This window comes from Mesorhizobium sp. M6A.T.Ce.TU.002.03.1.1, assembly GCF_003997275.1.
In the GTDB taxonomy this organism is placed as follows: domain Bacteria; phylum Pseudomonadota; class Alphaproteobacteria; order Rhizobiales; family Rhizobiaceae; genus Mesorhizobium; species Mesorhizobium mediterraneum.
In genome coordinates, this window is record NZ_RZTI01000182.1 from 1 (window position 1) to 9,118 (window position 9,118).

General features: G+C 62.8%; 10 protein-coding genes. 8 read left to right on the forward strand and 2 right to left on the reverse strand.

Annotation, left to right across the window (positions count from 1 at the left end):
- On the forward strand, positions 1-605 hold a 605-nt coding region (locus EOC93_RS30805), incomplete at its 5' end, for an ABC transporter permease (protein ID WP_164759346.1).
- Positions 606-610: 5 nt separating this feature from the next.
- Positions 611-1,576: an ABC transporter permease gene (locus EOC93_RS30810; protein ID WP_126103500.1), complete on the forward strand. Its 966-nt coding sequence runs from the start codon at positions 611-613 to the stop codon at positions 1,574-1,576.
- Between the two features lie 6 nt (positions 1,577-1,582).
- Here EOC93_RS30810 and EOC93_RS30815 read toward each other — a convergent pair whose 3' ends face one another.
- Both EOC93_RS30815 and EOC93_RS30820 read right to left on the reverse strand, forming a co-directional pair.
- The gene (locus EOC93_RS30815; RefSeq protein WP_127206509.1) at positions 1,583-2,419 is read right to left on the reverse strand and encodes an amidohydrolase; all 837 of its coding nucleotides are present in this window, start codon (positions 2,417-2,419) and stop codon (positions 1,583-1,585) included.
- A 67-nt stretch (positions 2,420-2,486) separates the two neighbouring features.
- On the reverse strand, positions 2,487-3,272 hold the full coding sequence (locus tag EOC93_RS30820; protein ID WP_126103502.1) for an IclR family transcriptional regulator: 786 nt from the start codon (positions 3,270-3,272) through the stop codon (positions 2,487-2,489).
- A gap of 163 nt (positions 3,273-3,435) precedes the next feature.
- Between EOC93_RS30820 and EOC93_RS30825 the strand changes: the two genes are divergently transcribed.
- From EOC93_RS30825 to EOC93_RS30850, 6 genes are all read left to right on the forward strand, one after another.
- The gene (locus EOC93_RS30825) at positions 3,436-4,755 is read left to right on the forward strand and encodes a sugar ABC transporter substrate-binding protein (RefSeq protein WP_127206510.1); all 1,320 of its coding nucleotides are present in this window, start codon (positions 3,436-3,438) and stop codon (positions 4,753-4,755) included.
- Positions 4,756-4,892: 137 nt separating this feature from the next.
- The gene (locus EOC93_RS30830; RefSeq protein WP_127206511.1) at positions 4,893-5,789 is read left to right on the forward strand and encodes a sugar ABC transporter permease; all 897 of its coding nucleotides are present in this window, start codon (positions 4,893-4,895) and stop codon (positions 5,787-5,789) included.
- A 2-nt stretch (positions 5,790-5,791) separates the two neighbouring features.
- A complete protein-coding gene (locus EOC93_RS30835; protein ID WP_127206512.1) occupies positions 5,792-6,658 on the forward strand; it encodes a carbohydrate ABC transporter permease in 867 nt (288 codons plus the stop codon).
- A 1-nt stretch (position 6,659) separates the two neighbouring features.
- Entirely contained in the window at positions 6,660-7,757 is a 1,098-nt protein-coding gene (ugpC, locus tag EOC93_RS30840) for a sn-glycerol-3-phosphate ABC transporter ATP-binding protein UgpC (RefSeq protein ID WP_127206513.1), read from the forward strand.
- Positions 7,758-7,761: 4 nt separating this feature from the next.
- A complete protein-coding gene (locus EOC93_RS30845) occupies positions 7,762-8,874 on the forward strand; it encodes a mandelate racemase/muconate lactonizing enzyme family protein (RefSeq protein ID WP_127206514.1) in 1,113 nt (370 codons plus the stop codon).
- 10 nt (positions 8,875-8,884) lie between these two features.
- Positions 8,885-9,118 (forward strand): L-rhamnose mutarotase (locus EOC93_RS30850; RefSeq protein WP_127206515.1); only part of this gene is annotated, 234 nt, incomplete at its 3' end.

Here is a 9,118-nt window from a genome sequence, read left to right on the forward strand (position 1 = left end):
GCTTTCTGGCGACCGTCGTTCGGATCCAGCCGATCGTCGCGACGCTTGGCACCTATCTGATCCTGACCGGGATGACGCTGACCATCCTGCCGGCGCCGATCGGCCCGGCGCCGGGCTGGCTGAAGGCGATGGCCGGCCCGTGGTCGGCACTGCCGCTGGCGCTGATCTTCCTGTTCTGGTGGCTGGTGCGGCAGACCCCCTACTACGACCAGCTGATGGCGGTGGGCAGCGATGACCGCGCCGCTTACACGGCCGGCGTTCCGGTCACCAAAGTCCGTTTCATCGCCTATGTCATGACCGGCATTCTCGCCGCCTGCGCGGGCTTGATGCTGACGGCGCTGATCGGTTCGGCCGATCCCAACATCGGACCAACCTACACGCTGATCGCGATCGCGGCGGTGGCGCTCGGCGGCGTCAGCCTTGCCGGCGGGCGCGGCGGTCTTCTGGGCGCCGCGATTGGCGCCATCGATATCTTCCTGCTGCAGAGCGTGCTGACCGCCTTCAACGTCTCCACCTATGTGCTGCAGATCGCCTATGGCGTCATTCTGGTTGTAGCGGTCATCATGACGGCGCTGCAGGAACGGCTCTCCGGACGGAAAGGCTGAGAAGCATGAGCCAGACCTGGTTTCAGTCCACCAATGCCCGCGTCGCAGGCGCCTTTGCGGTCGCTGCCGCCTTGCAGATTGTCGGCACGCTGCTCATCCCGGGGTATTCCGCGCCGTTCGCCATCCGCGCGCTGCTGGTCATCGCTTCGCTGCTGGCGGTGGCATCGATCGGCCAAACGCTCGTGGTCATTCTCGGCGGCATCGACCTGTCGATCCCCTTCATCATCGGCTTCGCCAATGTCGTTGCGGCACAGCTCTACGGCGCCGGCTGGAATTTTGCTTTTGTCTGCGTCATTGTCGGCGTGCTCGCCATACTGATCGGGGCGCTGAACGGCCTGATCTCGCGCGGGCTCGACATCCACCCGCTGATCGTCACGCTTGGCGTTGGCATGATCGTGCAAGGCGCCGTGCTGTTGTGGACCGGCGGCTTTCCATCCGGATCGGCGCCTGCAGCTGTTTCCGCCTTCGTCTCGATCGGCGGTTCGGTCGGACCGCTGCCGGTGCCGGCGCTGGTGCCCTGCGTCGCGGTGCTGACCTTGCTGGTGGCGCTGGTGCTGGCGCGCACGGCCTACGGCCGCCGCCTTTACGCGCTTGGCAGCAACCCCGGTGCAGCCCCGCTGGCGCTGATCGATCCGGTCCGCATGTGGACGGTGACCTACGCGGCAAGCGCTTTCTTTGCTGCCGCGGCTGGCGTGCTGCTGCTCGGCTTCACCGGTTCGGCCTATGGCGATGTCGGCCAGCCCTATCTGTTCCAGACCATCGCGGCGGTCGTGGTCGGGGGCGCCGCCCTTGTCGGCGGCCGCGGCAATTATTTCGGCACCATCGCCGGCGTGCTGGTGCTGACGGAGATCAACACGCTGCTGATCGGCCTTGGCTTCCGGCCCTCAACCGTGCAGGCTGCACTTGGTCTGGTCATCGTGCTGCTGGTTTCGCTTTACGGTCGCGAGCGGCACGTATCGGCGACAATCTGAGGCGGCTTACAAACTCCACAGCCGCTTCGTGTTGGCGGAGAGCAGCTTTTGCCGTTCCTCGGCGCTTGCGCCGCCAAGCAGCGCATGCGTCGCTGCAACCCAGGTCGCCAGCCCGCCGCCAAGCGTGCAGACCGGCCAGTCGCTGCCCCACACGACGCGGTCCCAGCCGAAGCATTTGATGGTGTGCTCGACATAGGGGCGCAGGGTATCGACGGTCCATGAACCGGCATCCGCATAGGCGACCACGCCGGAGATCTTGCCGACGACGTTCGGACGCCGCGCGATCTCCGTCATATGCTCGCGCCATGGGTGCTCACCATCCCCTTTGATGTCGGGCACGCCGCAATGGTCGAGCACGAACTGCACATCCGGCGCGAGATCGGCGAGTGCGATCGCTCTTGGGATTTGATGCGGCAGAACGACGAGATCGAAGGTCAGGCCGGTGCCGGCAAGCCGCTTGATGTTCTCGCGAAACAGCGCGGCCTCCGAAAGCTCATTCGGCATGACGTGGAGGACACGGCGAAAACCCTTGACGAAGGGATTGGCGCGCTGGCGCTCGAGATAAGCGGCAAAGCCAGGCTCTTCCGGTCGGCAGGAGGCGATTGCCCCGCGCAGCAGACTAGCCCTCTGTTGTGACAGCGCTTTCACATGACCGGTCTCGGCCTCGATGTCGGCGGGATCGACATCGACCTCCATATGCAACGCACCCTCTATGCCGGCACGGCGAGCCTGGACTGCATATTCGTCGTGGGAAAAGTCGCGATTGAGCGCCGGCACACCGGAGAGCCAGGGGTAGCGCAGCGCCGACTGGTCGATCAGGTGCAGATGGGTATCGAAGATCATGACGGCGCGCTCCTCCTCTGGCGTTTCAGGATCATCTCACGGAGAAATTCTTCATTCAAATAAGAATTCACTTCGAGTTGACGGCCGATCCCGCCAGTTGCGAGAGTTTTTCGCTCGCCGCCCGCAGCAATTCGATTGTCCTAGTGATGTCGGGCGCCTTTGGGGCATTGACCAGCGTTATATAGGGGATCGACAGCGCCGCGATTGCCCTGCCGTCAGAGCCAAGAACGGGTGCCGTCAGATTGAACACGCCGGCGGTCTGCAGCGACGCCATCATCTCATAGCCGCGCTCGCGGACCTGGTCGAGGCGGGCGAAGAACTCCGGTGACTGAGGCGGCCTGTCGGTGCTGCGCAGATGTTCGGAGATCATCATCTGCCGCTCTTCCGGCGAGCGGAAGGCCAGCAGCACATGTCCCGATCCGGTATCGAACAGGCTGATATGCGAGCCGACGCGGATCGAGATGCCCCAATAGTCAGGAGCCTCCTGCTGCGCGATCACCACGGCGGAACCACGGTCGAAGACGACAAGCTGGTTTGCCTGCTGCGAGGTTTCGGCAAGCTCGCGCATCAGCGGCGTCGCGTAGGAAACCAGCCGTCGCACCGGCGCGTGCAACTGCGCCAGGCCAAACAGCTTGAGCGTCAGCGAATAACGATCGCCGTCGGGCCGCGTGACGTAGCCCCGTCGCACCAGCCGGTCCAGCATGCGGTAGAACTCGTTGGGGCTGCGGTCGAGCTTCTTGGCGATTTCCGCTTGCGTCAGGCCACCGTCGACGCCGGCCAGAAGCTCGAGAATGTCGAGCCCCTTGTCCAGCGCCGGGGCACGATATCGGTCATCGTCCTCGTCCTCCGCCATAATCGCTCCCCAGTGAATTTCGGCTTTCATATACGCACAATGGCCCGCATCCGGAAAGAACTTTCAACTTGACGACTGCATAAATGTTTTGTTTGTATATGAATGAAGCGCTGCAGATCGGATCGATACGAGTTCGCCGACGCAGGCCGTTGGGAGGAACCAAATGACCAGATTGTTTTACGGCCTGTCGGCCGGCGTGGCGCTGCTTGCGCTTGGCGCGGGCGCTGCTTTTGCTGCCGAACTGCCCGGCAAGTTCGACGGCGTCACCATCGACGCCAAGCTGATTGGCGGCCAGCAATATGAAGGGCTCTACGCGCGCATCGGCGAATGGGAAAAGCTGACCGGTGCCAAGGTCAACGTGATCTCGAAGAAGAACCACTTCGAACTCGACAAGGAAATCAAGTCGGACATCGCGTCCGGCAGCATCAACTGGTGCGTCGGCTCGAACCATTCGTCCTTCGCGCCGCAATATCCTGACATCTACACCGATCTCAACGCGCTGCTGCCGAAGGAGGAGGTCGCCGCCTTCGTGCCGTCGACGATCAAGGCCTCGACGCTCGACGGAAAGCTGGTGATGCTGCCGCGCGCGCAGTTCGATGTCTCGGCGCTCTACTACCAGAAGAGCCTCTACCAGGACGAAGCCAAGAAGGCCGCCTACAAGGCCAAGTACGGTGCGGAGTTGGTGCCGCCAGATACCTGGGACGAGGTTGCCCAGCAGGCGGAATTCTTCGCCAGCCCACCGGATTTCTACGGCACCCAGTTCGCCGGCAAGGAAGAGGCGATCAACGGCCGCTTCTACGAGATGCTCATCGCCGATGGCGGCGAATATCTCGACAAGGACGGCAAGCCCGCCTTCAACTCGGAGGCAGGCGTGCAGGCGCTCGACTGGTTCGTCAATCTCTACAAGGCCAAGGCGGTGCCAGCCGGCACCACCAACTATCTCTGGGACGATCTCGGCCAGGGTTTTGCCTCGGGCACGGTCGCTATCAACCTCGACTGGCCGGGCTGGGCAGGGTTCTTCAACGATCCGAAGTCATCGAAGGTCGCCGGCAATGTCGGGGTAAAGGTGGCGCCGAAAGGTTCGGCTGGCATTCGCACCGGCTGGTCGGGGCATCACGGATTTTCGGTCACCGAAAACTGCGCCAGCAAGGAAGCTGCGGCGTCGCTGGTGTGGTTCCTGACCAACGAGGACAGCCAGAAGCTTGAAGCAGCAAGCGGACCGCTGCCGACCCGCACGGCCGTGTGGGACTGGGACATTCAGCAAGCGGCCGGCGACCCTTACAAGACGGAAGTGCTGGCGGCTTTCCAGGAACAAGCGAAACACGCATTCGCCGTACCGCAGACACCTGAATGGATCGAAATTTCCAACGCCGTCTATCCCGAGTTGCAGGCGGCCATCCTCGGCGACAAGACCTCCAAGCAGGCGCTGGACGACGCTGCCGCCAAGGCCACCCAGATCCTCGAAGACGCCGGCAAGCTTTGACATCTTCCCATGGGGCGCTGCGCTTATCGAAGAGCGGCGCCCCTAATTTTTTGAACCATGCGCAACACGCTTTGTCTTGATCCCAGTTCGCCGATGGCGGCCTTCGGCATCCGGGCATTAACCAGAACCGGATCGACATGAAAGGCTGGAGACCCTCACCGCCATTGCTGCTCCTGCTGCCGGCGGTCATCGTGCTGGCGGCGGTGGTGGTCTTGCCGCTGCTGCTTTCGCTCTACTCCAGCTTCACGCCGTTCCGGCTGACCAAGCCGGAGACACTCTGGGTCTTCATCGGCGCGCGCAACTATGTCAACATCCTGAGCAACGGGGATTTCTGGATCGCCTTCGCCCGCACCGTGGTGCTGCTGACGGTCGCGCTCAATCTGGAAATGCTGATCGGGCTGGGGCTGGCGCTGCTGGTGGAGAAGGCGTCGCGCGGACAACGTATCCTGCGCACCATCATGATGTTTCCGATGATGTTTTCGCCGATCCTGGTCGGCTTCCAGTTCAAATTCATGTTCAACGACAATATCGGCCTGGTGAACAACGCCTTGCAGGCGCTCGGCCTGACCGACCGCGCCATCCCGTGGCTGATCGACGGCAATCTCGCCTTTATTGCCATCCTCACCGCCGAGATCTGGTCGTCGACTTCCGTGTTCGCGATCCTGATCCTTGCCGGGTTGCTGGCGATGCCGCGCGAGCCGGTCGAGGCGGCCCGCGTCGACGGCTGCACGCCATGGCAGACATTCCGCTATGTCACCTGGCCGTTCATCATGCCGTTTGCCTTCATCGCAATGACCATCCGCTCGCTCGACGTCGCGCGCGCCTATGACATCGTCAAGATCATGACCGACGGCGGTCCCGCCGGCCGCACCGAGCTCGTCTGGACGCTCGTTGCCCGCACCGCTTACAGCGACGCCAGGATGGGCATGGCCAACGCCATGGCCTATTTCTCGATCCTGCTTTCGATCCTGTTCACCGTTTATTTCTACCGCAAGCTCGCCGCGGCGCGCACGCAGATCGCGGCGGAGTGGTGAGGATGGACCAGAACAGCCTGCATCGCGTCCGCAACAAGGCGCTCGGCATCGCTCACGGCATCGGATTGTTCCTGGCCATGTTGGTCATCTGCCTGCCTGGCATCTGGATCGTGCTGTCGTCGCTGCGGCCGACTGTCGAGATCATGGCCAAGCCGCCGGTGTGGATCCCGCAGGAGCTCTCACTCGATGCCTACATCGCCATGTTCAGCGGCGTCGGCAAGGGCGGCATCCCGGTCTTCGACTATTTCCGCAATTCGCTGATCATCTCGGTGACCTCGACGGTGATCGCCATCGCCATCGGCATGGCCGGCGGCTATGCCTTTGCGCGCTATCGCTTCCGTGCCAAGTCGGCGATGTTCCTTAGCCTGATGCTGACGCGCACAGTGCCCGGCATCGCGCTGTCGCTGCCGCTGTTCTTCGTCTTTGCACGGCTCGGCATAATCGACACGCATTTCGGCCTGATCCTGGTCTATGTCGCACTCAACGTGCCCTTCACCATCTGGCTGATCGACGGCTTTTTCCGCCAGGTGCCGAAAGATCTCGCCGAGGCCGCGCAGATCGATGGCTGCACGCGCTGGCAGGCCTTCTGGCAGGTCGAGTTTCCGCTTGCCGGGCCTGGCATCGCCTCGGCCGGCATCTTTGCCTTCCTCACCTCGTGGAACGAGTTCGCGCTGGCCTCGCAGCTGACGCGCTCGATCAACTCCAAGACGCTGCCGGTCGGCCTGCTCGACTATACGGCCGAGTTCACCATCGACTGGCGCGGCATGTGCGCGCTGGCCGTGGTCATGATCATACCGGCTCTCACGCTTACCTTCATCGTCCAGAAACATCTCGTCGGCGGTCTCACCTCCGGCGCGGTGAAAGGCTGACATGGCAACCGTATCCCTGAAGAAACTCACCAAAAACTACGGCCCGGTGGCGGTCGTGCACGGCATCGACCTCGAGGTCGCCGACCGCGAGTTCATCGCGCTGGTCGGTCCGTCCGGCTGCGGCAAGTCGACAACCCTACGCATGATCGCCGGCCTCGAGGCGATCAGCGACGGCGTCATCGAGATCGGCGGCCGCATGGTCAACGATCTGCCGCCGCGTTCGCGCAACATCTCGATGGTGTTCCAGTCCTATGCGCTCTACCCGCACATGACCGTGCGCGAAAACCTCGGCTTCTCGCTGAAGATCGCTGGCGCGGCGAAAGAGGAAATGGACCGCCGTGTCGCCGAGGCATCAGGCATTCTCGGCCTCGACCAATTGCTTAACCGCCGCCCGTCACAGCTGTCGGGCGGACAGCGCCAACGCGTCGCCATGGGTCGCGCCATCGTGCGCGATCCCGACGTCTTCCTGTTCGACGAGCCGCTTTCCAATCTCGACGCCAAGCTTCGGACGCAGATGCGCACCGAGATCAAGAAGCTGCACGCCAAGGTCAAATCGACGGTGATCTATGTCACCCACGACCAGGTCGAGGCGATGACGCTCGCCGACCGCATCGTCATCATGCGCGACGGTTTCATCGAGCAGGTCGGCACTCCCGACGAGGTCTTCCGCCGGCCCCAGACGCGCTTCGTGGCGGGCTTCATCGGCTCGCCGCCGATGAATCTGCATGAGGCAGCGATCGACGACGAACAGCTGCTGTTCGCCAGTGGCGAGAGACTGCCTCTGCCCAGCCAGTTCAAAGCCAGTGTCGGAACCGGCGACAAAGTGGTGTTCGGCTTGAGGCCCGACGATATCTATCCGACGGGACACGGCATCAGTTCCGGCGAGGACGCCGATGTCCACCAGCTGGAGTTGCCGGTGACCGTCACCGAGCCGCTCGGCAACGAGACGCTGGTGTTCGCCGAATTCAACGGCAGTGACTGGGTATCGCGCATGCTCAATCCGAAACCGCTGAAGGCCGGCGACCGGGTGAAAATGAGCCTGGACCTGTCGCAGGCCCATCTGTTTTCTGCCGATACCGGCAAGACATTGCGAGGTTGACGTCATGGCCAAGATCGAAAAAGTCGAACTGCGGATGGTCGACCTGGTGCCGAAGGTCAAGCGCACCGATGCGATCCAGAGTTTTGTCAGCCAGGAAACGCCGATCGTCACAATCACCGACGCCGACGGCGCGGTCGGCACCGGCTACAGCTACACGATCGGCACCGGCGGCTCCTCGGTAATGCGGCTATTGGCCGATCACCTTGCGCCGCGGCTGATCGGGCGCGATGCAGACATGATCGAGGCGATCTGGCACGAGCTCGAATTCGCCACCCACGCCACGACGATCGGCGCCATCACTGCCATAGCGCTGGCGGCTATCGATACCGCGCTTTGGGACCTGCGGGCGAAGAAACAGGAGCTACCGCTGTGGAAACTCGCCGGCGGCGCCAAGGACCGCTGTCCGCTCTACACGACCGAAGGCGGCTGGCTGCATATCGAGACCGAGGCGCTGGTCGAGGACGCGCTGGCCGCCAAAGCCAAGGGTTTTCGCGGTTCGAAGGTCAAGATCGGCAGGCCGCACGGCTCCGAGGATCTTGCCAGGCTTGGTGCGGTGCGCCAGGCAGTCGGCGATGCTTACGAGATCATGACCGACTGCAACCAGGGCTTTTCGGTCGACGAGGCGATCCGTCGGGCGGAGCGGCTGCGCGACCTCGACCTCGCCTGGATCGAGGAGCCGCTGCCGGCAGACGACATAGACGGCCATGTGCGGCTGTCGAATGCGACGTCGACGCCGATTGCCATAGGCGAGTCGCTCTATTCGATCCGGCATTTCCGCGAATATATGCAAAAAGGCGGCTGCTCGATCGTGCAGGTCGATGTCGGCCGCATCGGCGGCATCACGCCCTGGCTGAAGGTGGCGCATGCGGCCGAGGCGTTCGATATCCCGGTCTGCCCGCATTTCCTGATGGAACTGCATGTCAGCCTGACCTGCGCGGTTCAGAACGGCCGATATGTCGAGTATATTCCCCAGCTTGACGATCTGACCGGCAAGAAAATGCGCATCGAGGACGGGTACGCATTGGCGCCGGACGAGCCCGGCATCGGCATCGACTGGGATTGGGACGCGGTCAAAGCGAAGAGCATCGCGGAATTCACGACCGACATAACGAAATAGGGAGCCGGACATGCAGCGGATGGGAATGGTGCTCGGCCTCAAGCCGGAAAAGGTCGCCGAGTATGTGCGGCTTCACGCAGCCGTCTGGCCCGATGTGCTGGCCATGATCTCCGCCTGCAACATCAGGAACTATTCCATCTACCTCAAGGAGCCGGAGCACCTGCTGTTCAGCACTTTCGAATATCACGGCACCGACTATGCCGCCGACATGGCGAAAATGGCCGCCGATCCCAAGACGCAGGAA

What these genes read in the sequence shown, in the direction of transcription:
- EOC93_RS30810 (WP_126103500.1), top strand. Translation starts at nt 611, where the DNA reads ATGAGCCAGACCTGGTTTCAGTCCACCAATGCCCGCGTCGCAGGCGCC.
- EOC93_RS30815 (WP_127206509.1), bottom strand. Translation starts at nt 2,419, where the DNA reads ATGATCTTCGATACCCATCTGCACCTGATCGACCAGTCGGCGCTGCGC.
- EOC93_RS30820 (WP_126103502.1), bottom strand. Translation starts at nt 3,272, where the DNA reads ATGGCGGAGGACGAGGACGATGACCGATATCGTGCCCCGGCGCTGGAC.
- EOC93_RS30825 (WP_127206510.1), top strand. Translation starts at nt 3,436, where the DNA reads ATGACCAGATTGTTTTACGGCCTGTCGGCCGGCGTGGCGCTGCTTGCG.
- EOC93_RS30830 (WP_127206511.1), top strand. Translation starts at nt 4,893, where the DNA reads ATGAAAGGCTGGAGACCCTCACCGCCATTGCTGCTCCTGCTGCCGGCG.
- EOC93_RS30835 (WP_127206512.1), top strand. Translation starts at nt 5,792, where the DNA reads ATGGACCAGAACAGCCTGCATCGCGTCCGCAACAAGGCGCTCGGCATC.
- ugpC (WP_127206513.1), top strand. Translation starts at nt 6,660, where the DNA reads ATGGCAACCGTATCCCTGAAGAAACTCACCAAAAACTACGGCCCGGTG.
- EOC93_RS30845 (WP_127206514.1), top strand. Translation starts at nt 7,762, where the DNA reads ATGGCCAAGATCGAAAAAGTCGAACTGCGGATGGTCGACCTGGTGCCG.